This window comes from Lyngbya sp. CCY1209 (genome assembly GCF_055795065.1).
Window position 1 is genome coordinate 1 of record NZ_JAYFER010000608.1, and the last position, 21,496, is coordinate 21,496.

Annotated in this window: 20 protein-coding genes; 9 read left to right on the plus strand and 11 right to left on the minus strand. The window is 51.1% G+C overall.

What is annotated here, in order from left to right; genetic code table 11:
- Positions 1-118: 118 nt before the first annotated feature.
- A complete protein-coding gene (locus AC0QHF_RS22805; protein WP_324706553.1) occupies positions 119-850 on the minus strand; it encodes a sulfite exporter TauE/SafE family protein in 732 nt (243 codons plus the stop codon).
- A 431-nt stretch (positions 851-1,281) separates the two neighbouring features.
- Between AC0QHF_RS22805 and AC0QHF_RS22810 the strand changes: the two genes are divergently transcribed.
- Positions 1,282-2,241 (plus strand): glycosyltransferase family 2 protein, encoded by a 960-nt coding sequence (locus AC0QHF_RS22810; RefSeq protein ID WP_324706554.1) that lies wholly within the window; start codon positions 1,282-1,284, stop codon positions 2,239-2,241.
- A gap of 159 nt (positions 2,242-2,400) precedes the next feature.
- Here AC0QHF_RS22810 and AC0QHF_RS22815 read toward each other — a convergent pair whose 3' ends face one another.
- Complete coding sequence (locus tag AC0QHF_RS22815) at positions 2,401-3,912, minus strand: DUF3370 domain-containing protein (RefSeq protein ID WP_324706555.1); 1,512 nt, start codon at positions 3,910-3,912, stop codon at positions 2,401-2,403.
- Positions 3,913-3,951: 39 nt separating this feature from the next.
- On the opposite strand from AC0QHF_RS22815, the gene alaS reads away from it, so the two are divergent.
- From alaS to AC0QHF_RS22830, 3 genes are all read left to right on the plus strand, one after another.
- Positions 3,952-6,582, plus strand: a complete 2,631-nt coding sequence (alaS, locus tag AC0QHF_RS22820) for an alanine--tRNA ligase (RefSeq protein WP_324706556.1) — start codon at positions 3,952-3,954, stop codon at positions 6,580-6,582.
- A gap of 80 nt (positions 6,583-6,662) precedes the next feature.
- Positions 6,663-6,830 carry a type II toxin-antitoxin system HicB family antitoxin gene (locus tag AC0QHF_RS22825; protein WP_324706557.1) on the plus strand — a complete coding sequence of 56 codons (168 nt, stop codon included), beginning with the start codon at positions 6,663-6,665 and terminating at the stop codon, positions 6,828-6,830.
- Between the two features lie 4 nt (positions 6,831-6,834).
- Positions 6,835-7,443 (plus strand): Uma2 family endonuclease, encoded by a 609-nt coding sequence (locus AC0QHF_RS22830; protein WP_324706558.1) that lies wholly within the window; start codon positions 6,835-6,837, stop codon positions 7,441-7,443.
- 64 nt (positions 7,444-7,507) lie between these two features.
- Here AC0QHF_RS22830 and AC0QHF_RS22835 read toward each other — a convergent pair whose 3' ends face one another.
- From AC0QHF_RS22835 to AC0QHF_RS22850, 4 genes are all read right to left on the minus strand, one after another.
- Positions 7,508-8,194 carry an RloB family protein gene (locus AC0QHF_RS22835; RefSeq protein ID WP_324706559.1) on the minus strand — a complete coding sequence of 229 codons (687 nt, stop codon included), beginning with the start codon at positions 8,192-8,194 and terminating at the stop codon, positions 7,508-7,510.
- Positions 8,187-9,470, minus strand: a complete 1,284-nt coding sequence (locus AC0QHF_RS22840) for an AAA family ATPase (protein WP_324706560.1) — start codon at positions 9,468-9,470, stop codon at positions 8,187-8,189. The genes AC0QHF_RS22835 and AC0QHF_RS22840 overlap by 8 nt, the downstream gene beginning before the upstream one ends.
- Positions 9,471-9,561: 91 nt before the next feature.
- The gene (locus tag AC0QHF_RS22845) at positions 9,562-10,398 is read right to left on the minus strand and encodes a transglutaminase-like domain-containing protein (RefSeq protein WP_324706561.1); all 837 of its coding nucleotides are present in this window, start codon (positions 10,396-10,398) and stop codon (positions 9,562-9,564) included.
- A gap of 15 nt (positions 10,399-10,413) precedes the next feature.
- Complete coding sequence (locus AC0QHF_RS22850) at positions 10,414-11,163, minus strand: DUF6816 family protein (protein WP_324706572.1); 750 nt, start codon at positions 11,161-11,163, stop codon at positions 10,414-10,416.
- Between the two features lie 240 nt (positions 11,164-11,403).
- Between AC0QHF_RS22850 and AC0QHF_RS22855 the strand changes: the two genes are divergently transcribed.
- Positions 11,404-12,519, plus strand: a complete 1,116-nt coding sequence (locus AC0QHF_RS22855; RefSeq protein WP_324706562.1) for a Gfo/Idh/MocA family protein — start codon at positions 11,404-11,406, stop codon at positions 12,517-12,519.
- 129 nt (positions 12,520-12,648) lie between these two features.
- Here the strand turns inward: AC0QHF_RS22855 and AC0QHF_RS22860 are convergent, their stop codons facing one another.
- Together AC0QHF_RS22860 and AC0QHF_RS22865 are read right to left on the minus strand one after the other, a co-directional pair.
- Positions 12,649-14,433, minus strand: a complete 1,785-nt coding sequence (locus AC0QHF_RS22860; protein ID WP_324706563.1) for an NERD domain-containing protein — start codon at positions 14,431-14,433, stop codon at positions 12,649-12,651.
- A 396-nt stretch (positions 14,434-14,829) separates the two neighbouring features.
- Positions 14,830-15,081 carry a UPF0175 family protein gene (locus AC0QHF_RS22865; RefSeq protein ID WP_324706564.1) on the minus strand — a complete coding sequence of 84 codons (252 nt, stop codon included), beginning with the start codon at positions 15,079-15,081 and terminating at the stop codon, positions 14,830-14,832.
- A 339-nt stretch (positions 15,082-15,420) separates the two neighbouring features.
- Between AC0QHF_RS22865 and AC0QHF_RS22870 the strand changes: the two genes are divergently transcribed.
- Positions 15,421-16,626, plus strand: coding sequence for a site-2 protease family protein (locus AC0QHF_RS22870; RefSeq protein WP_324706565.1), 1,206 nt, complete (start codon positions 15,421-15,423; stop codon positions 16,624-16,626).
- Here AC0QHF_RS22870 and AC0QHF_RS22875 read toward each other — a convergent pair.
- The 3 genes from AC0QHF_RS22875 to AC0QHF_RS22885 all read right to left on the minus strand — a co-directional run bounded on the left by AC0QHF_RS22875 (position 16,611) and on the right by AC0QHF_RS22885 (position 19,320).
- Positions 16,611-17,345, minus strand: coding sequence for a lipoate--protein ligase family protein (locus AC0QHF_RS22875; protein ID WP_324706566.1), 735 nt, complete (start codon positions 17,343-17,345; stop codon positions 16,611-16,613). The genes AC0QHF_RS22870 and AC0QHF_RS22875 overlap by 16 nt on opposite strands.
- A 75-nt stretch (positions 17,346-17,420) precedes the next feature.
- Positions 17,421-17,903 carry a YbjN domain-containing protein gene (locus tag AC0QHF_RS22880; protein ID WP_324706567.1) on the minus strand — a complete coding sequence of 161 codons (483 nt, stop codon included), beginning with the start codon at positions 17,901-17,903 and terminating at the stop codon, positions 17,421-17,423.
- Between the two features lie 202 nt (positions 17,904-18,105).
- Positions 18,106-19,320 carry a response regulator transcription factor gene (locus AC0QHF_RS22885; protein WP_324706568.1) on the minus strand — a complete coding sequence of 405 codons (1,215 nt, stop codon included), beginning with the start codon at positions 19,318-19,320 and terminating at the stop codon, positions 18,106-18,108.
- 114 nt (positions 19,321-19,434) lie between these two features.
- Here AC0QHF_RS22885 and AC0QHF_RS22890 point away from each other — a divergent pair, with 114 nt between their 5' ends.
- From AC0QHF_RS22890 to AC0QHF_RS22900, 3 genes are all read left to right on the plus strand, one after another.
- Entirely contained in the window at positions 19,435-19,929 is a 495-nt protein-coding gene (locus tag AC0QHF_RS22890; protein WP_324706569.1) for a permease, read from the plus strand.
- Between the two features lie 246 nt (positions 19,930-20,175).
- Entirely contained in the window at positions 20,176-20,943 is a 768-nt protein-coding gene (gene hdhA, locus AC0QHF_RS22895) for a 7-alpha-hydroxysteroid dehydrogenase (RefSeq protein WP_324706570.1), read from the plus strand.
- Between the two features lie 170 nt (positions 20,944-21,113).
- Positions 21,114-21,440: an SDR family NAD(P)-dependent oxidoreductase gene (locus AC0QHF_RS22900; protein WP_324706571.1), complete on the plus strand. Its 327-nt coding sequence runs from the start codon at positions 21,114-21,116 to the stop codon at positions 21,438-21,440.
- The last annotated feature ends 56 nt before the right edge of the window (positions 21,441-21,496 follow it).

Consider the following 21,496-nt stretch of genomic DNA (forward strand, 5'->3'; position numbering starts at 1 on the left):
CTGGGGGCTTTTATTCCTCATTTCCCAATGAACGATCGCGATCGGACTCGCCCCCAAACCCCCAATTCTGGGGGCTTGGATTGCTCATTTCCAATTGCCGACTCTCGACTCCCTAAAATTATTGGAATAATAATCGCAATCCCACTGCCACCAGCAAAATTAAAATCAGGGTTCGGAAAGCGACGGGGTTGATGAATTTGGAGAGGGACAGTCCGGCGACGATCGCGATCGCCATGACCGGAAGGGCGTAGAGAAATAATTTGAAAACGGTTTCGGTGTAGTTGCCGTGGAGGGCGTGATTGACGATCACCATCGCCGTGCTGACCATGAAAAAGCCGTTGATATTACTTTTGAAAACGGCTGGATTCCAGCGGCGGCAGGCGCCGTAAATCACCACGGGGGGTCCGCCGGTGTTGTAGGCCCCGGACAGCAGCCCGGATGCGAACCCGAAACCGTAGGCCCATTGCGGGGAGTCGAGGCGGGGCAGGCTAATGTTCAAGTGTTCCAAAATGAGGGCGATCGCGGCGTAGGTTAAAATCACCGCTCCCAACAATTTTAAGCCCATTTCGGGATCTAAAAATTGCAACCCGGACAACCCGAACGGAATCGCCACCAGGGCCGAAACCGTCAGCCGCAGCACGGCCGAAATCTGAAACTCGTAGCGATAATACAGTGTCAGTGTAAGATTGAGCAAAATACCGATCGCCGCCACCAAGGGAGCCGCCCGGTCGAGTCCCAGCAATTCCGTGAGTAGGGGCATCGCCACCAGTCCCGCACCGAAGCCGGACAGACTTTGGACGAAGACGGCAAAGAAAATAATCGTCAGAACGGGTAATGATTCGGTTGACATTCCGGGGAGTTTGCATTGGGAGCCATACCGTACCATTTTACGGGTTCGGCGGGTCGGCCGAGAAAGCGATCGCATCCGCAGTGATTTCCCATTCCAAAATCGTCCTGTGAGAACCAATATGGTGGGGATGCAAGCCGGCGGTTCGAGGTCGATTGGCATCGGATCGACGTTCGATTCAACTGACACAATGCGATCGATTGTCCGCGGAGCCGACGCCATCGCCGGGGGAATAGGGGCCGCAGTCAAGGGGTTCGCCGAGCCGTGAAAGGTGGAGTTGGGGAGAAGGAAACGGCCCGGTATTGATGCCGGGGGACTCCTTTACAGAAGCTTCACAAACCGAGTCCGATGTTTTACATAAATACCTTGTTTTCTTGGGCGACACCAGTTTAAATTTGAATCATCAGAAATTAAATGCGACATAAAAAATTGTTATGAACAACCAACCCAAAGTTAGTATCGGCTTACCAGTTTACAACGGTGAAGCGTTCCTGGAAACCGCGATCGAAGCCGTTTTGAATCAAACTTTTGGCGACTTTGAACTGATCATTTGTGATAACGCATCGGACGATCGCACTGCCGAAATTTGTCAAAAATATCAAGAACTCGACGGCCGAATTCGTTACTATCGGAACTCCAAAAATATCGGTGCCGCCCCCAACTTCAACCGCACTTTCGAGCTGTCTCGCGGTGAATACTTCAAGTGGATGGCATCGGACGACATCATCGAACCCACGTTTATCGAACTCTGTTTGGAAGCCTTAGAAAAAAACAAATCGGCGGTTGTCGCCTGCCCGATGGTTGACTTTACCAAAGCTGACGGCAGCCATTGGTGGACTCCCAAGCCGGTGTTGGGTTTGGATGCCGAGACTCCCGCTCAACGTTTTAAAGTTGCCCTGTCCAACTTCTGGTGTACGGAAATTTTCGGCCTGATGCGGAGCGACGCGATCGCCCAAACGTCCCAACACGTTTCCTACTACGGTTCCGACAAATTATTGCTGGCTGAACTGAGCCTTTTGGGTTCTTTTGAAACCGTCAATGAATTTTTGTTCAAGCGTCGCTGTCACTCCAATCAATCGAGCCGCCTGTCCAAAGAAGAACGGGATACATGGATCGACAGCGAAAATTCCAAGCGCTCCAAACTGCTGCGCCCCCGGCATTCGACTGAATCGTTAAAAGCCATCTTCAAAATTCCGTTAAATTGGCGCGATCGCTCCGAATGCCTGCAAGTTTTTGTCGGACATTTCCTGGGAAGCTTGGGTTCAAAAATCTCCTATCATCTGGGGTCGAGAATGCCCAAGCGATTCGATCGCAACCTGGCTGCCACGGTGTCTCAGGATGTGGAAACCAACACGGTTGTAGAATTTACCGAACCCCAGAAAGTTGCCAATTAATTGAGAACGTCCGCAAAACAATTTCTGTTGTCGGATAATTGGAAATCTATACGATAACTGATAGTCCGAACTGGATATGATAGGTGAGGTGTTGCGATTCGTTCGGGAATTGTAGGGGCGCCGCGTCTTGCGCCCCGATTTTCAATTTTAGATTCTTCCCTACTCCACCGTCCTCACCGTCAACACCTGCGGCGGCGTGGCATCCGGCGGATATCGAAAATCAACCTCGACCCGGCGAGTTTCCTGTGGTTTCAATTTCATTGTCAGCAGCGGATCGACAATTTGTCCGCGGCGGTGCCACAAATGAAAGTAACTCGTCTTTTCTCTTCCCCACCCCCCCTGATATCGGAGGCGAACCGTCCCGCGAAAATAGGGAAAATCCCAGGGCGGTTGCCGAAAAATCAACCCTCCTTCGGAGAGTTTTTCTTCCTTTTGGGGGGTTTCCAATGTCACCGTCACGACTTGGGTTTTTTCTGCGGGGTTAAATAACGGCAGGGTGAGGTCGTAGCGGACGCCATAATTGCCGTGGGATTGATAGGCTGTGTCGGGGTAGCGGACCGCCAAATCGGCGGCTTGAATTTGACCCGTTCCCAAGGTTCCGGCCCGCACCGTGCTGACGACGTAGGAAATGCCCCGTCCGGGTTCGGGAATGGCGAGGGTATCCCGACCCGAATCGACCAAATCCGCCTCCCATTTTGACCCGATTTGCACCCCCGCCACCCGGCTGTAAATCAACTGACCCCCGGTCTGTTCCGGTGGGGTTGGCACTTTATCCCGAGGTTGTGCTAAATTTCCGGTATCGAGTAACCGTTGCCATTCAATCAATTCGGGCGCTCGTTCTCCACCATCGGGGTGTATCTTTGCATACATTGCCAGACTGGCGATGTAAACGTCGGCGGGGGTGTCATCATCTCCGCCCAATTTGCTGTTCAACCGCATAAATGTCGATCGCCCGTTCACCTGACGCTGCAACCCTTTCACGGGAATGGGCTGATTGAGCAACATCCGGCTTTCCTCGGGGGGAATCTCCAACCGGCGTGGAAAATCGGGCTGTCGCTTTCCCCGCATCACCGCATCCACCGCCCGAATTCCCGGCCCGGAATAAACAGCCCCGTCGGGATTTTTCACCATCGGCGGTTTCTCCTGGAAGGGGGCGTCCGGTTCCAACAAATAACTCGCCGCCCGGTCGATTTCCAGCGTCACGGCCTCCAGGTTGGGATTGTAAACCAAAATGCCCAGATAGAGAGTTTGTCCGTCCGGCGGATTTTGGACGAAGTGGTGGGCGAACAGTTCAAATTCTCCCCGCAGGGGATAGTCGAGGTGGGCGTCGGGATAATAGGTGCCGTAGGGGGGAAAAGTGGAGAGCAAAATCCCCTCTTCTTTAACCCACTCCGGGCTGTTGCTGTTGAACAGGGGAATTTCGTCCAAACTCCCGGGGAGGGGACGCACTTCGCCTTTCTGGACGGCGATCGCGACATTTTCTCCGGCGGATACCAACTGGCTCGCCAGGGGATTTTCCCGGGACTTCCAGGCAGCCCACTCGGCCCTCACCCCATCCTGGAGGGGAAGCACGACCGCAACTCGAAACAAGATCCCCGCCAAACCGCCGCCCAAGGCGGACAGCGCCACAATTACAATGGAGATTACGAGATTTAAGGGTCGATCCTTCATTTATCCTGAAGTTTTAGTGTTGAAAATCGAAAGCCAGTTATGTCTTTTTCTCCCCAGTTCCTCAGCGGTCGCGACATCCGTCAAAAATTCCTGACGTTCTACGCCGCGCGCCATCACAAAATCATGCCCAGCGCGTCCCTCGTCCCGGAAGATCCCACGGTCCTGCTGACCATCGCCGGGATGCTGCCCTTCAAACCCATCTTTTTGGGACAGCGCCCCCGGGAGGTGCCCCGCGCCACGACATCCCAAAAGTGCATCCGCACCAATGATATTGAAAATGTGGGACGCACCGCCCGACACCATACCTTTTTCGAGATGTTGGGCAATTTCAGTTTCGGGGACTATTTCAAAGAACAGGCGATCGCCTGGGGGTGGGAACTGTCTACGGAAGTCTTCGGCTTGCCGCCCGATCGCCTCGTGGTTAGCGTGTTCGAGGAGGATGACGAAGCCTTCGCCATCTGGCGCGACCAAATCGGCATCCCCGCGCACCGCATCCAGCGCATGGGAGAAGCAGACAACTTCTGGAAATCCGGACCCACCGGACCCTGCGGCCCCTGTTCGGAAATCTACTACGACTTCCACCCGGAACTGGGGGATAAACAGATCGATTTAGAAGATGATAGCCGATTTATCGAATTTTACAACCTGGTTTTCATGCAGTATAACCGGGATGCCGACGGAAACTTGACTCCCCTGGAAAACCAAAACATCGACACGGGGATGGGGTTGGAACGGATGGCGCAAATTCTACAAAGCGTCCCCAATAACTACGAAACCGACCTGATTTTTCCGATTATCAAGACGGCGGCGGATATCGCGGGAATTGACTACGCCAAAAGTGACGATAAAACCAAGGTGTCTTTGAAAGTGATCGGGGATCACGTCCGGGCGGTGGTGCACCTGATCGCCGACGGGGTGACGGCTTCCAATATCGGCCGGGGATATATCCTGCGGCGGTTAATTCGGCGGGTGGTCCGTCACGGACGCCTGATCGGAATTGGGGAGGAATTTACGACCAAAGTGGCGGAAACGGCGATCGCGCTTTCCGAGGAAGTTTACCCGAATACCCGCGATCGCGAATCGGTCATCAAGGCGGAATTGCGGCGGGAAGAATCCCGGTTTTTGGAAACCCTGGAACGGGGCGAAAAATTGCTCTCGGAAATTTTGGATAAAAAACCGAAGCAAATTTCCGGCCGGGATGCTTTCGTCCTCTATGACACCTACGGTTTTCCCCTGGAATTGACCCAGGAAATCGCCGAGGAAAACGGTTTGACGGTGGACGTGGACGGGTTCGAGGCGGAAATGGAGGAACAGCGGAAGCGATCGCAAGCCGCCCACGAAACCATCGATCTCACCGTCCAGGGCAGTTTGGATAAACTGGCGGAACACATCCACGCCACCTCCTTTTTGGGCTACGATTTCCCCGACTCCGAGGCGACGGTGGAGGCGGTTTTAATTGCGGGGAAATCCGTCTCGGAAGCGGCGGCCGGAAGTGAAGTTCAAATTGTTTTGGATCAGACGCCCTTTTATGCGGAGTCCGGGGGACAAATTGGCGATCGCGGTTATTTAACGAGTGGGGATGTTATTATCCGGGTGGAAGATGTTAAAAAAGAGTCGGATATTTTCATCCATTTCGGACGGGTGGAACGGGGAACGTTGACGTCGGGAGTGACGGTGAATGCCCGCATCGATCGCGCCTGCCGACGCCGTGCCCAAGCCAATCATACCGCAACCCATCTGTTGCAGGCGGCGTTAAAATTAATCGTCGGTTCGGAGATTTCCCAGGCGGGTTCTTTGGTGGCGTTCGATCGCCTGCGGTTCGACTTCAACTGTCCCCGTTCTTTGACGGCGGAGGAGTTGCAGCAGGTGGAAGATCAGGTGAATAGTTGGATCGCCGAGGCACACCCGGCGGCGGTGGCAGAAATGCCCTTAGAAGAAGCAAAAAATAAGGGTGCGATCGCCATGTTCGGGGAGAAATACGCCGACGTGGTTCGGGTGGTGGACTATTCCGGCGTGTCGATGGAATTGTGCGGCGGCACCCACGTCACCAACACGGCGGAAATCGGGTTATTTAAGATTGTCTCGGAAACGGGGATCGCCTCGGGAATTCGCCGCATCGAAGCGGTGGCGGGACAGTCGGTTTTGGACTATTTGAATGTCCGAGATGGGGTGGTGAAGGAATTGGGCGATCGCTTCAAGGCGAAGCCGGAGGAACTGCCCGATCGCATCACGAATTTGCAAAGTGAATTGAAGGCGGCACAGAAGCAGTTGGAGGCGGTTAAAGGAGAATTGGCGATCGCGAAATCCGACCAATTGTTATCCACCGCCGAAGCTGTGGGAGACTTCAAAGTGTTGGTGGCGGAACTCCCCGGCGCCGACGCGGAATCCTTGAAAACGGCGGCGGAACGCTTGCAGCAAAAGCTGGGCGAAAGTGCGGTGGTTTTGGGTGCCGGAAGTGATGGCAAAGTCAGTTTGGTAGCGGCGTTCAGTCCTTTGGTTATTAAGGATAAGAAATTGCAGGCGGGTAAGTTCATTGGTGCGATCGCGAAACTGTGCGGCGGTGGCGGCGGCGGACGCCCGAATTTGGCCCAGGCTGGCGGACGGGATGCCGACAAGTTGCCGGAGGCTTTGGAGGCGGCGAAGTCTCAGTTGATTGACGGGTTGAAGTAGTGTTTTGGGTGGGCAGTTTTGCCCACCTTTTTTTTGATTTGAACCACAGAGGCACAGAGGACACAGAGAGGGGATATCTAATGAATTATCCAATTGTTATTTATCCTTGCGATGAAGGTGGCTATGTGGCGGAAGTTCCGGCACTCAAGGGATGTTTGGCACAGGGTGAAACCTTGTCTGAAACTTGGGAAGAATTGGAAATTGTCATCAAGCTATGGATTGAAACTGTCAAAAAAAGGAGTCGCTGAACTGATGATTCGAGTCAATTCAAACTTGCTAAAATTTGATGAATTTCTCGCCCAATACGGCGATCGCGATCGCCATGAATTGATCGATGGGGAGGTGGTTGATTTGGAGCCCACGGGGTTACACGAACAGGTTATCAGTTTCTTGGGGCGAAAACTCAATGTGGAGTGCGATCGCCTCGATTTGCCCTACATCATCCCCCATCGGTGTTTAATTCGCATTTCGGACGAAACCTCATTTCGCCCCGATTTAATCATTCTAGATCGGACACAACTGATTCACGAACCCCTCTGGCAATATCAACCCGTCATTACCTCCAATGTGGCGATTAAATTCATCGCGGAAGTTGTCAGCACCAATTGGCAAAATGATTATGCCAGAAAAGTTGAAGATTATGCAATTTTGGGTGTTCCGGAATATTGGATTGTGGATTACCTGGGTATCGGCGGCAGGGAATACATCGGCAAACCCACACAACCGACGCTGACCCGGTGTCAGTTGGTGGATGATATCTACGAAAAACGTTTGTTTCGGAAAAGCGATCGCGTGGAATCTGTCACTTTTCCGGAGTTGCGGTTGCCAGCAGATGCAATTTTTGCGGCGGGACAATTGTAATCATTTTCGCTTGATGTTAATATCGCTTCATATCTATTCGATCTAAGTCCAGTCAATCTACTTGTCAATCCCAATTAATTTCTTTATTGAGTTCCTTAACCAATAAATGTACAGTTGTCGAAGGGTTATTTCTGGCTGGATCGATGGGCCGATACTGTTCTAAGAGTTTTTCTGCACGCTTGATGGCTTGCTTCTGGAAGGGATATAAATCCTCATACATCGTCTTACTATTTTTTCTGTATTTTTGATTGTCAGAAATAAAACCTAGCTTTCTCAGTCGCTCGGTGAGTGCCGTTTCATACTCGGATCTGGACATTGCCGTATCCCGATAATCAAAATGCAACAAATACCAAATTTCAAACGCTTCATTGGAGTAGGCAACTTTAATATCATTGTCTTTGGCACAATCGATCGCTGCATTGAAATTTTTTATCGGAAACGAATCGCGATCGAAAACACACCACACTTCGTCATAGTCTCCATTTTTATCACGTATTTTTATCGCTTCTTCAACCAAGCTGATCGTATTTTCCCCAATACCTCGAACATCAATCACCTCTCTCGGGACGCGAAAACTGAGAAAATAATTTGGTTCGGTTTTTTCGCCTTCACAAACAATTAAAAATCGTTTTCTGAGATTCCTGGAATTGACCGTTTGATTGCGATTTTGATAACCACGAGATGTTTTTTTGTCGGATTTTGTCGATTTCCCGGCTTTTCTTTTTCCCTTTGATTTTTCTTTTTTAGCCATCAATCTCAACGATCACTTTTCGCAGGTTCCCAATAAATGGTATTGCCCCATACCGACCTTTGATATAATCGCTTTCAAATGAATCCTCATTTTTTATATTATATTCGACCAGAGAATATAAATCGGTGGCTCCCTGGCGATCTTTTTCTGTAAACCAGATTTGATCTCTCCTAAAGATTGTGTTAGTCAGTAAGTTGGTATCGTGGGTCATAAAAATTAACTGTGCGTTGTGAGGATTGGTTTCATTAGAGTTGAATAATTCGATAATAGTTTTGGTGATTAAAGGATGTAACCGAGCATCCAATTCGTCAATAACCAGAATTTCCCCTCGTTTCAGGGTTTCCAAAATCGGCCCCGCAAATGCAAATAGCTTTTGCGTTCCGTGGGATTCATCTCGATCTAGAGAAAAGGTTTCATTTCCGACAACTGCTCCTTCCGAATCATACTTTTTATGAAAGGTTTGAATATCACTCGATTCGAGTTTATTCATCAAAATTATCTTTCTGAGTTGTTCTGGGATGCCACGGGGCAGTTCGTCTTCTAACACAGCTTTTGTTGAAATTTGAATCCGGTCGATGCCCAAATCCAGCTTTTTGATAATTTTGATAATATCTGAACCGTATTCGTCAAAATAATCGACGGCAATTTCACGATAAAATTCTGTTTCTAAACCAGAAATGACATTCAAATTTTCTCCAAAAAAAGACAATATTTTTGATGAGATAGTACCGTTGAATTGGGCGACTACCGAAATAAACAGAGCATTCTTTCTCGTCCTTTTTTCCAGTCCCTCACCTTCCGAAAAAACTTTAGTTGTTTTGATGTCATTTTTGGTTCGCTTAAAAAGATATGATTCGCGTTTTTTGGGGACGTGAAACAACCATTCAGAAATGATTTGTTGATGGTCTACCTCAAACCCGTAGCGATAAATTTTTTTGTTGCAAATAAAGACGATCTCAAAGTGAGACGGTTCACCGATTGTTTCGGTACTCAGTTTAAAGGGTCGGACATCTATTTTATCGGTAATTTGCGTTTCTTTGGATGAACTCAAAACAAAGAAACGCATAAAATTCATCGCTTTAACTAGATTGCTTTTGCCGCTCGCATTGGCTCCATAAACTGCTGCACTTTTCAGTAAACTCAGTTCACCATCGACTGGAAAAATGTTATTTTCATCAACTTTTGCATCTCCAGATTTGATCTGAGAAGCAACCATGCTGAAGGTAACTTTTTCTTTGAATGATAGATAATTGCCGACGCTGAACTCGATCAGCATAATGACTGAGAATTTGACGGTGGGCGGTCAATTTGCAAAACAATTACAAATCTTGGCTCGATTATAACAAGCCGTGGCATCCCAGACAAGATCACTCCAAAAACGCGATCGCCCCGTCCGTGTACTGGGGAGATGTCCCGGGACTGATGCAGTCAACAAAAATATCCTTTTTCACCATTTGAACCGATCCGAAAATCGTCGCAAAAGCCACATCCGCCGCATCTCTCCCCGTTCCGATGCGGATTAAACCGCTGCGGGGCACCAGGCGAGTCGGATCGAATAAATACCAGCGATCGCCCAAATAAGCCTCAAAATAGGCGTGAAAATCCGGCGGTTCCAAGTCGTAGGCGTACCCCGTCACGAACCGGGCGGGAATGTTCATCGCCCGACAAAAGGCGATGCCCAAATGGGCGAAATCCCGACAAACGCCGGCCCGTTCCGTGGCGGTATCGAAGGCGGACGTGTGGGCGTTCGTACTTCCCGACAAATAGATCACATTGTCGTAAATCCAATTGCACATTGCCGTCACCCGGGAATAGTCCGGAACCAAATTTCCGAACTCCGTTTGGGCGAACCGGAACAGGCGATCGGACTCACAATAACGACTCGGATAAAGATAGTGTAAGACCTTCAAAGGCAATTTCGCCGGGGGAATTTCGGGGATATTTTCGGGTTGTTCCTCGAAGTGTTTTACCTCCACCGTCGCCTGGTAGGAAAGTTGCAATTTTCCCGGATTCACATTCACCCGAATGTATCGGTTTTCCAGTTGGGGCGAAATGTATTCATCTACCTCGGCAGATGCCGGCGAAATATGCAGATCTTCTTGCAGAATATTTTGATACTTATTATTGCAAACTGCGACATTGAAAATCAAGGTGCTGTAATCGCCGATCTCGTATTCCAGTTGACACCCCAAATTAAATTTCATTGTGACTTAACCTCGTTAATTGAGCGGTTCTAACTTTAACTGATACCGATACAGGGCGACTGGATGTCCGGCCGCTTGGAAATAGTTTGGATCTTGGGGAGATAAATAAATCGCCGTGATCTGATCGGCTGATATTCCCCCTTTTTCCAAATGATAATCGGTGGTCGTTTCCACCTCATTCAGATACAAAGTAGACTCCCCCTCGAAAATCTGCTGGGCGATTTCCGTGGCGATAAATTCTCCCGGTTGGGGCGTTTCCGTGTCCCGACTGGTGACAACGGAAACCAAATCGCGATCGCCCGGAAATTTCGTGACCTGGCGGTTGGGGTCTTCGGGATCGACCCGCACCGACAACACGGCATCATCCCCCAAAACAGCCCTGGCAATATTTAAACCATTATAAGCGCGATCGGCAACTATCTCCGGATAGATTGGCGGCGGCTGAGATATCGGAAACGGCGACCAACTCGGCGGTTGAGATTTCCCTTCCCCAAACCGGACATCGAAGCGAACGGGTTGATTAATTGAACCGAGATTCCCCTCAAAACCCGGCGTCACCAACTCCGGCGCCAAAGGTGCCCGCGCCTCCACCAAAATACTCGTCACCCGCCACTCCCCCGCCATCCACTGCGGATAGATCAAATCCCCCCTCGCCGCACCCAACGCCGGTTTCCCCCGCCATTCCGGAAACTCGGAGATGCGATCGCTCAACATCCCCGCCAAAACCGCCGATTCCCACCCCCAAAACAGGGCAAAAATCACCATCAATCCCAATACTAAGCATCGCAAAAAATCAATATAAATCTCTCCAAACCTCATCCAAACTCTCCCACAAATGTTATAATAAAAAACGAATAAATCCTCCGTGTCCTCTGTGCCTCTGTGGTTGATTTTCCACCCATCTTAAATACCCAAATAAAATCTCTCCCCACACCCCACCGAGCACACCCCACACCCTAACTAATGGTACGATCGCCAACAGACAGACGAGCGAGACGTTAAACTATGACCGCGAATAAAATTGGAATTGCCGTCATCGGGACGGGATTCGGGCAAAAAGTCCACATCCCCGCCCTCAAAGAACATCCCCGCACAGAAATTGTAGCGGTTTACAACCCGGATATCGAGAAAGCCAAGGCGATCGCATCCGAACACAAGATCCCCAACGCCTGCGATCGCGTCGATGAAATTGTCGCCCTCCCGGAAGTCACCGGAGTCACCGTCTCCACCCCCCCATTCCTGCACTTCCAGATGGCCAAACAAGTCCTCCACGCCGGCAAACACCTGCTATTGGAAAAACCGACAACCCTCAACGTCGAAGAGGCGAAATACCTCTACCAACTGGCGACGGAAAAAGGCTGCGTCACCACGATGGATTTTGAATTCCGGTTCGTGCCCGCCTGGATGCAATTCGCCCAACTGCTGAGTCAGGGTTACGTGGGACAGCGGCGGCTGATCAAAATCGACTGGCTGGTTTCGAGTCGCGCCGATGCCAACCGGGCCTGGAACTGGTACGCTCAGAAGGAGAAGGGCGGCGGTGCCTTGGGGGCGATCGGTTCCCACAGTTTCGACTATATCCCCTGGCTGTTCGGTCCGGTGCGGCGCCTGTGCGGGCAGTTGACAACCACCATCGCCCAACGCCCCGATCCCGCCGAGTTGGGGAAACTGAAGCCGGTGGACGCGGACGACACCTGCACGTTGATGTTGGAGTTGGCGGACGGGACCCCCTGCCAGGTGTGCCTGAGCTCCGTCAGTTACCAGGGACGCGGACATTGGGTGGAAGTGTACGGCAGCGACGGGACGCTTGTTTTGGGAAGCGACAACCAAAAAGATTATATTTACGGCTTCAAATTGTGGGGCAGCAAAGGCGGGGAAGAGTTGGCGGAAATTGAGATTCCCGAAAGTTTGCAATTTCCGAAACAGTATTCCGACGGGCGGATCTGCGGGTTTTTGCGGGTTCTCGAACGCTGGATGGAGGCGATCGGGCGTCATGAGGCGATCGTTCCTTCGCTGCGGGAGGGGGTTTATTCTCAGTTGTTGATGGATTTAACTCACGAGTCTAACGCCACGGGAACTTGGGTTGATGTCCCCGATTTCGAGGCGTTTTTGGCGCAGGAATAAATGGGTTGGTGCGTCGGGCGATCGGTCTGACGCACTATTGTTTGATTTCAATACGAAGCCTCGTTAGCAGGATTTTAATCCCTTCATGCAAATCCGATCAATTGATTTGTTGATTTAAAAATTTACACCTCATTTTTTGGTAAACTTCGCAAAAAATTCTCGATATAAACTCGTAGTATCAATGACAATAAGATTGTTGCGAGCGCGTGTAAGTGCAGTATAAATTAACTCGTTCAGCGATCCTTCATACTCATCGCTACGGGTGTCACTGATAATTAATATCAGAGTATGTGCTTCCCATCCTTTAAAAGAGTGAATCGTCGAAAACTTGACAGTTCCAGAATTGGCCCAAAAGTGCAGCTTACGTCCGCGCCTAATTTCTTCTAACTTGCTCTTGAATTGAGAGAAATTTTCATATTCTTCTTTTGTTTCACTTGTATGAGTTGTTTTTTCATGCGATATCTGTCGATACAAAAATTCTAAAGATCTGATTTTTTCATTTGTTGGAGCAAGAACTACTAAGTTGTTTGGATGAATGCTCAGTGCCAACATTTCATCTCGAATGATATCTACAATTTCTTCATCACCAATTTTTTGATGGTCATAATATTTCAATGTTGAAGATGTTCCACAAAGATTGGGCTGCACATCATTGTCAAGTTGGTAACGTCCTGTAAAATAAAACTTTTGAAATTCTTGAGCAACGCGAAGTAAATCGGTTTCCATGCGAAAGGAGTCTTTCAATTGATTCCACTGACCGCGTACAGTTGGAATCCTCGGAAAACGGTCATCATCCATCTGGCGACCATAGATATTTTGCTTCTCGTCACCAAATACCACGAATTCACCATCTTCAGATAGAAAGTAGTTGACTATAAGACGTAGCCACTCCTGTTTATAGTCTTGCACTTCATCTATTAAGATGGTTGAATAACGCTCAATCTTGTCTTTGACAGGTTCAAAGAATTTTTCTCGATCAGATGCTTCAAAAAAATCTTCATCTTCCCATACCATTTCATAATTATTACATTGGATTTTGAAAAATTGGTGGTAGTTAGTAATTTCAAATCCTGACCAGGGAAAGGAAGCACGAACTTCACTGATGCGATCGCGAATGTAATTTCGTAATGTAATATTAAATGTGAGAATTAAAACCGTTTTTCGAGTGCGTCTATATGCGGCTACAGCCCGTGCAGCCATAACTTTTGTTTTGCCACAACCGGCTACACCACGAACCTTCTGACGAGTATTTGGACGACTAATAATCAACTCTTTTTGTCGCTTAGTATATTGAATTTCTTGTCTCAGATCGGGTGTATGTTCGGGAGGCTGTAAAAATATTTTAAAACTTTCGTATAACTCCTTATTGAATAGCAGTGATGGTCGATTAAGCCGTGCTTTCTGTAGGACATGATTGAAAAATCGGGGATTGAGTGCATCATATCCTAGTATTTGCGTGTAGCCCGACTCACGGCAGAAAGATTGAGAATATTTGGTACTTTCATTATGGAAGTAAACGGCAGTTTGAACGACAGAAAAAAAATTTGAATTTTTAATTTTTGCCTCGAACAGTTTGTCGATGTGGAGTTTGTATAAGTTATCTTTGTAAGTGTGAACTTGTTCTAAGGGCGAACGAATTTTACAATTATTCTTGATTAGAATCCAGGGGTAACGTCCGCCTTTGGGATTTTTATAATGCCGGAGATGCCAATCTTTCACTTCTATTATAAGTACACCTGCATCAGGTTTGAGAATTACTATATCTGGTTTGTCGCCATTGAGAAAAGGCTGAACGTAAATTTCATAGTGATCGTCGAGATTTTTGATCAAAAAATCAAGGAGATGTCGTTCTCCAGGTTCAAGAGGAACTCGAAATTTATTAATTTCTTGTAATGGCGGAAAACAATGAGCCATAGGTGGACTCCGTAGATCGATACACCTGTTCTCCATCATAACCCACCTGTTGAACTTGGCAACAGAGGCCATACGGGTTCAGTTTACACTGAATGCGTGCGTTCCCTATTCAGACGATCGCGAATTTCCTGCCCATCCCATTTTTAGCCAACCTTTAGCCGAAATTGCCACCCCATGAACTCAATCCAAGCACTGCACAATCAAGCCATGAATCTGGCCGAACAAGCCGAACGCGCCAAACTGCGGGGGGAAACGGCGACCCGGCAATCGCTCGGGCATTTGCGCTAGAATACCGAACGGCTCAACAGAGGCGATCGCTCTGGCATCGCAGTACGGCTACTCTGGCGATCGCCTGTGGTGAACTCTCAACCGCCGAACAACCGATCCTCACGGCTTTCAATCATCCCGCAATTCATCCGCGATTTGGTCGTCATCCAGGTTGATGACCGGCACTTGCAAACGTCCGATTTCGTACATAAATTTTAGTTTGCTCATCCGGCAAAATCGGGCTGCTTTTCCGAGAGAGAGTCGCCGCAACTCGAACAGCTTTACCGCCAACAAAAACAGCAATTTTTCCTCCAATTCTTGAGGTGACTTTCCGGAGGTTATCAATAGGTCGTCGGGATAGCTTAGGGACAGGTTTGGCATGGATTTATTAATATTTGCTCGGTGGGATAGAATTGAACTGTGTCAACAGTGCCAGATTGATTTTACCGGTTGCGGGCGATGTCGGCAATAGATGCTGTCATGACCGATCGCGCGATCGCTCGTCATCGTCCAATCCCAGTCTAACCCACACTCTCCCCACCAAAAGAAAAGAAAGAAGAGAGAAATTCCTCACTCCTTCCGAGTCAGGGAATCTAAAATCTAAAATCTAAAATCTAAAATTCCCCCCTTCCGACTCTCGTTGTTGATACACTAGAAGGGGGGGAAACACAGATTCACCCCGGGGAAACGCTCAGATCACGGGAGTCGAGGAAGACACTCATGCAGGCAGGTTGGCGGATCGGATCGATATTCGGTATCCCACTCTATATCGATCCCTCTTGGTTTTTAATCGTCGTGTTGGTGACATTCGCCAACAGTCAAGACTATGTGGAGTGGGGCCAGTTATTGTCCTGGGGGGCGGGATTTGCCGTGGCCCTGCTGCTGTTCGCTTCGGTGTTGTTGCACGAATTGGGACACAGTTTGATCGCCAAGTCCCAGGGTATCCAAGTCAATTCCATCACCCTATTTCTATTCGGGGGAATTGCCTCGATCGAAAAAGAATCGAAAACCCCCGGTCAAGCCTTCCAGGTGGCGATCGCGGGTCCTCTGGTCAGTTTGGCGCTGTTTTTTCTCCTCACCGGGTTGGCCCAAAGCTTGCCGGACACCAATTTGATCCATGCGATCGCCAGTCGCATCGGGGACATCAACCTGATCCTCGCCATCTTCAACCTGATCCCCGGCTTACCTTTGGACGGGGGACAGGTGCTCAAAGCCACGGTTTGGCGGATCACCGGGAGCCGATTTGCGGGGGTGCGCTGGGCCGCCAAAAGCGGGCAGTTCCTCGGCTGGGGGGCGATCCTCCTGGGTTTATTCGCCCTGCTGGCGGCCAACAACTACAGCGGGTTGTGGATCGCCCTGATCGGCCTGTTCGTCCTCCGCAACGCCAGTTCCTACTCGCGGATGGGGGACCTGCAAGAAACCCTGATCAAAATTAAAGCCGCCGACGCCATGACCCGGGACTTCCGGGTGATCGATGCGGACATGACACTGCGACAGTTCGCCGACGACTATCTGATCGCCGCGGACTCCATCCCCGTGTTTTTCGCCGCCTCAGCGGGCCGCTATCGGGGCTTCGTCTCCATCGAGGCGTTGCGGATGGTGGAGCGCAGCGAGTGGGAAAAACGCACCCTCCACGACGTTGTAACGCCCCTCGACGAGCTGATCGCGATTCCAGAAAAAGCGCCGTTGGTGGAGGCGATCGCGAAAATGGAGGACCACCAACTGCCCCGGATCACGGTATTGTCCCCGGCGGGGGCCGTGGCGGGGGTGATTGATCGCGGCGACGTGGTGAGGGCCGTGGCGAAGTCCCTGAAAGTTGCCATTCCCGAAGCCAGCATCAAACGCATCAAAGAGGAGGGCGACTATCCTCCCGGACTGCCCCTGGGCCAGATCGCCAAAACCACCGAATCCTACACAGAAAATTGAGCCGCCAAAGGTGCGATCGCCCGCCATTCCGCCTCGCTCAGGGGTCGGGTTTCCAACTCGATCCCAAAACTCTCCCGGGCGGCATCAGCCAAAACGGCGATAATGGTTTCCAAAGGTACGGAGGGCGGCGGGGGCGATGTCATCTTCACTCCGAAAAGGCGATCGCACAGCTCCGGGTCGGGATTCAGGCGCATGGAGCCGTGTTGGAGGATTGCCCCGTCCCGCCGCAGTTGGGCGCTGCCGATGAGTTTGTAGCCGCCGTCCGACACTAGGTCAGCCCCCGTCGCCGTCGCGAAGCAGTCGGGGTTGTGGATGTAGCCGCGTCCGGCACTGCCGTAGTGAAGGTTGTATCCGAGCGATCGCCACCCGGCGATCAGAAATTGGCACAGGTATTGATAAACCTGCGATCGCGGCCCGGACAGACCCGACGTCACCAGCGCATAGGTCAAATCCCCCTGGTGCAGGACACCCCGCCCCCCGCTGGGACGGCGCACCAGATCCACGGGGCGACCCTGCCATTTCAGATCACCCCAAACCTCCGGCCAGCGCCGCTGGTGGTAGCCCAGAGACACCGCCGCCGGTTCCCAGGTATAAAATCGCAGCGCGGGGGGGTGTTCGCCCCGGCGATGCCCTTCCAACAGCCAGGAATCGATCGCCATCTGCAACGCCCCCGGAGCCTGCAAAAGGGGGATGAAACGCCAAACGGAAGGATTGAACATTGGGAGTAGGGAATAGGGAATAGGGAATAGGGAATAGGGAATAGGGAATTTTTAACTTTCCCCACACCCCACACCCTACACCCCACGCCCCATTCCGAACTCTTCGAGCAGCAGTTCGTCATTGTCGTCGGCGATGGTGGCGACGATGGTAATCGATCGCGAAATTTCCCCCGCCGTGATGCCGGCCAGGGTGCGGGTCGCCAGAACCACCACCTGATTGTTGGCGATCGCGAAATGGGATTCAAACGTCGAAAGCCAGTTCATTTCCAGCAGTTTTCTCGCCAACTGCTCCTCATTCTTCGCCGGCAGTTCCAACACCGGCGACCAAACCGTAAGGGTGTCATCTTCGGTGTCCCCCGTCAGTTGCACGAACACCTGGACGCTGCCGTATTGAAACTTCCAAAGATGACCCGCCTCGCTCTGGCCGACCATCACCTTTTGGTCTTGGGCCAGACCCGCGATCACGGTTTCGATTTCTTCGGTGTAGGTGATTTCGGAGCGATCGTCCATCAGATCCTCCGGGAGCGTTTCCAGGTTGGGCTCATTTGTGGATGTCATGGCAAATCTTTGGGTTGCGTGTGTTTGCTTTTCTTTCCACAGTATCGCCTTTCGGCGACAAAACAGAGGAGAATCCGTCCCGGCAGTCTATAGCAGTTGTCTGTCTGCTGCGATACACTTCGATCCCCATTCCCTACTCCCCATTCCCCATTCCCCATTCCCCATTCCCCACTCCCCACTCCCCACTCCCTACACCTACACCCTACTCCCCACTCCCTACTCCCCAGCGGAGCCATCGGGTGACATCGAAGGTGGTTCCCGTCAACTTGATCGCCCGGCCAGAGCGATCGAAAACCGGACCGCCTCGGGCGTTGATATGGCGAATTTCCCCATCATTGGCTCGAATGATGCGTAAGTTGACTTCAAAGGCTTTCCTTTGCAGCACCGGAATCCGAATCGCCTCCTCGTGGAGTGGGAGATCGTCGGGGTGAATCAGGGCCGAAACTTCTTCGGGCCCGGGAGCCGGCCGATTCGGATCGAGGCCGTGGATGAGAAAAAGTTCCTCCGTCCAGTAGGTTGTGCGAGTTTCGAGATCGAACTCCCAACACCCAACTTGAGCCATTCGTTGAGCATTTCGCAACATCATTTCCGATCGCCGCAGTTGAGCCTCAACGTGTTTGCGATGCTCAATTTCTTGCTGTAGGCGGGCATTCGCCGCCATCAATTCTTGCCAAATGTTGGCGGTAATCGAATCGAGCGTCCCTTCCGGGAGATCGGATAATCCCTGGGCGGATTCCACATGATAAACCGGATCGAGACAGTATCCCCGACCGTAGTGGGTTTGAATCAAATTGTTAATTCCCGCCTGTTCGAGTTTGCGGCGAATGCTGCGGATGTGGCTGTTGATGGTGGCATCGGTGGGCAATTCGTCGTCCAATGTCCACAGGCGATCGCCCATTTCGCCCCGAGAAAACATTTGCCGGGGATGTCTCAAAAATAGCTCCAGAATTTGATATTCCTTGCGGTTGACTTTCAAAATTTGACCGCCGCAGGTGATCTGCCGGGAGGCGGGATTGAGAGACAGAGGTCCCCAGGTGAGCAGGGGACTGGCCCGACGCAGGCTCCGCCGCGCCAGAGCCCGGAGATGAGCCAGCAGTTCTGGGATGCAAATGGGTTTCACCAAACAAGTGTCGGCGCCGCCATCCAAACCCTCGATACAAGTCCCCGCATCGGAAGGCTCCAACATCAGCAAAACGAGCACGGGGTTGCCCACATCCCGCAAGCGGCGGCAGAGGGCAATTCCATCCAGCTTGGGTAACAGCAACTCCAGCAAAACCGCATCGTACATAAACGCCTGAATCAATTCCCAAGCCTCCCCGCCATCCGTGGCCACATCGACGACAAAGTTTTGGCGAGATAAGTCTTGATGCAGTTGGTTCTGTAGGGTTGTGTCCGGGGAAGTGAGCAAAATTCTCATGGTTCGGCGTCCGGCTCGGGCGAATCGGCGGGAGGATACCTCCCACATTACACAAACTTTTCAGATTTCGATCGTACAGTGTTCGGGTGTAGTTAAATCGGTCAGAGTGGCTCTATGGTTCCCGCCTCACATCAGGCCTATGATTTCATTCAAAAGAACGCCGTGACGAGCGGTGTGATCAACGGCATCATCAACGGTGCGATCGGCTGGTTCATGTTTCGGGGAAAAGAGACGATACCTCTGACCGTTGACACGATATCAGCCCACGAAAAAACGGTCTTCTCGACGGGGGTGATGACGGCATTCATGCTGTCGCTAATCTTGGGAACGATCGCCTTTTTTACCTTCGGCAAAAAAGCCAAAGATTTCTCGGTTCCATTCCCGGAGCTTTTGAACCGACCCTTTTTATTTTTTGGGGTGAGAACTATCCTCTTTTATTCTCTGTTTGCCTTCGGTACGGTGACATTGTTTGCCCTCTTCTTACAAAAGTTTTTGGGAACGATTCCGGTGACACCATTGCTCGGTGCCATCATCTTGGGTATCATTGCCGGGATTGCCTCTTGGTTTATCAATGCGGCGGTCATGAAAGCCATGCTGCGGCCCGAGTAGGGGATAGAGTTATAGCAAATCCGGTTATTGACTCTCTCAATCGGGTGTAGGGTGTAGGGTGTAGGGTGTAGGGAGAAGACAGGAAAGAAAAACTTCTGATTCCTGACTCCTCACTTCCAACTTATCCGAGAAGGGGGAAAGGGTTGACGTTGATTTTCCCGCCCGCTCGAAGACTCGCCAATGTTTTCGGGTCGATAATCCGGGTTGGATATGACGAGTATTTAACATTGTGGAGATTTTGCAAATATGACAGTTTTGGACACCTTCGGACTCCCGGATCAGGTCGCCATTGTCACGGGGGGCGGAGCCGGTATCGGTCGGGGCATTGCCGAATTATTTGCCCAGGCCGGGGCGGCGGTGGTCGTCAGTGATTTGAAAGAGGAAACTGCGGCGGCCGTCGCCGACGGCATCAAGGAAAAGGGCGGTCGAGCTCTGGCCGTGGCTTGGGACGTCACGAAGGATTCGGATTTGGAAAATTTAGTCCAGTCTACCCTCGACGCTTTTGGCAAAATTACCCTGCTAATCAACAATGCCGGGGGGGGCGGTCCGAAACCTTTCGATATGCCGATGGATACGTTTATTTGGGCTTACAAAATCAATGTATTTTCGGTCTTTCACCTGTGCCAATTGTGCGCTCCCCACATGGAAGCAGCCGGACAGGGGGCGATTTTAAATATCTCTTCGATGTCGGCGGAAAATAAGAACGTCAAGATGGCATCTTACAGTTCCTCCAAAGCCGCCGTCAGCCACCTGACCCGGAATATCGCCTTCGATTTGGGACCCAAGGGAATTCGGGTGAATGCGATCGCGCCCGGGGCCATCAAAACCGACGCCCTGGCTAAGGTACTGACCCCCGAAGTCGAAACAGCCATGCTCAAACATACCCCCTTGGCGCGGTTGGGAGAACCCAGCGATATCGCCTATGCGGCACTGTTTCTCTGTTCCCCCGCCGCCAGTTGGATCAGCGGGCAAGTGCTGACGGTCAGCGGCGGCGGCGTTCAGGAATTGGATTAATTTTTCGCCTGAGAAACTGACTGTATTTCAAAGTATTTATAGCAGTTGTCTATCTGCTGCCATACGGTTCGATCCCCACCTCTGGCTCCCCCCTTATTAAGGGGGGCGGGGGGGGATCTGTGTACCTCACTGACTTGAAAATTGTTGTCAAATTAACCGAGGAAACGACCATGAGCAATTTTGATTCATTCGCCGACTTTCGCATGAATAACCATGTGGCGATCGTCACCGGCGGCGCCCAAAACATCGGGGAAGCGATCGCCAAAACCTTTTCCGGTGCCGGGGCGAAGGTGATGATTGCCGACTTAAACGGAGAAAAAGCCCAGGCCACCGCGGCGGCCATCCAAGCGGAAACGGGCAATGAAGCATTGGGCATCGGCTGCAACGTCACCGTCGAGGCGGACATCCAAGCCTGCGTCGCCAAAACCGTCGAAGCCTTCGGCGGCATTTCGACCCTGGTCAATAACGTCGGTTGGGTTGACTTCTCCCCGGTCTAAAGACGCGGGGATTCTTAAGCCGTCCAAAACTGAACTCTTAAAGGCATAGTCAATGT

What these genes read in the sequence shown, in the direction of transcription:
- alaS (WP_324706556.1), top strand. Translation starts at nt 3,952, where the DNA reads ATGTCTTTTTCTCCCCAGTTCCTCAGCGGTCGCGACATCCGTCAAAAA.
- AC0QHF_RS22805 (WP_324706553.1), bottom strand. Translation starts at nt 850, where the DNA reads ATGTCAACCGAATCATTACCCGTTCTGACGATTATTTTCTTTGCCGTC.
- AC0QHF_RS22885 (WP_324706568.1), bottom strand. Translation starts at nt 19,320, where the DNA reads ATGAGAATTTTGCTCACTTCCCCGGACACAACCCTACAGAACCAACTG.
- AC0QHF_RS22815 (WP_324706555.1), bottom strand. Translation starts at nt 3,912, where the DNA reads ATGAAGGATCGACCCTTAAATCTCGTAATCTCCATTGTAATTGTGGCG.
- AC0QHF_RS22890 (WP_324706569.1), top strand. Translation starts at nt 19,435, where the DNA reads ATGGTTCCCGCCTCACATCAGGCCTATGATTTCATTCAAAAGAACGCC.
- AC0QHF_RS22865 (WP_324706564.1), bottom strand. Translation starts at nt 15,081, where the DNA reads ATGCCAAACCTGTCCCTAAGCTATCCCGACGACCTATTGATAACCTCC.
- hdhA (WP_324706570.1), top strand. Translation starts at nt 20,176, where the DNA reads ATGACAGTTTTGGACACCTTCGGACTCCCGGATCAGGTCGCCATTGTC.
- AC0QHF_RS22810 (WP_324706554.1), top strand. Translation starts at nt 1,282, where the DNA reads ATGAACAACCAACCCAAAGTTAGTATCGGCTTACCAGTTTACAACGGT.
- AC0QHF_RS22880 (WP_324706567.1), bottom strand. Translation starts at nt 17,903, where the DNA reads ATGACATCCACAAATGAGCCCAACCTGGAAACGCTCCCGGAGGATCTG.
- AC0QHF_RS22860 (WP_324706563.1), bottom strand. Translation starts at nt 14,433, where the DNA reads ATGGCTCATTGTTTTCCGCCATTACAAGAAATTAATAAATTTCGAGTT.
- AC0QHF_RS22855 (WP_324706562.1), top strand. Translation starts at nt 11,404, where the DNA reads ATGACCGCGAATAAAATTGGAATTGCCGTCATCGGGACGGGATTCGGG.
- AC0QHF_RS22900 (WP_324706571.1), top strand. Translation starts at nt 21,114, where the DNA reads ATGAGCAATTTTGATTCATTCGCCGACTTTCGCATGAATAACCATGTG.
- AC0QHF_RS22825 (WP_324706557.1), top strand. Translation starts at nt 6,663, where the DNA reads ATGAATTATCCAATTGTTATTTATCCTTGCGATGAAGGTGGCTATGTG.
- AC0QHF_RS22870 (WP_324706565.1), top strand. Translation starts at nt 15,421, where the DNA reads ATGCAGGCAGGTTGGCGGATCGGATCGATATTCGGTATCCCACTCTAT.
- AC0QHF_RS22845 (WP_324706561.1), bottom strand. Translation starts at nt 10,398, where the DNA reads ATGAAATTTAATTTGGGGTGTCAACTGGAATACGAGATCGGCGATTAC.
- AC0QHF_RS22840 (WP_324706560.1), bottom strand. Translation starts at nt 9,470, where the DNA reads ATGCTGATCGAGTTCAGCGTCGGCAATTATCTATCATTCAAAGAAAAA.
- AC0QHF_RS22850 (WP_324706572.1), bottom strand. Translation starts at nt 11,163, where the DNA reads ATGGTGATTTTTGCCCTGTTTTGGGGGTGGGAATCGGCGGTTTTGGCG.
- AC0QHF_RS22830 (WP_324706558.1), top strand. Translation starts at nt 6,835, where the DNA reads ATGATTCGAGTCAATTCAAACTTGCTAAAATTTGATGAATTTCTCGCC.
- AC0QHF_RS22835 (WP_324706559.1), bottom strand. Translation starts at nt 8,194, where the DNA reads ATGGCTAAAAAAGAAAAATCAAAGGGAAAAAGAAAAGCCGGGAAATCG.
- AC0QHF_RS22875 (WP_324706566.1), bottom strand. Translation starts at nt 17,345, where the DNA reads ATGTTCAATCCTTCCGTTTGGCGTTTCATCCCCCTTTTGCAGGCTCCG.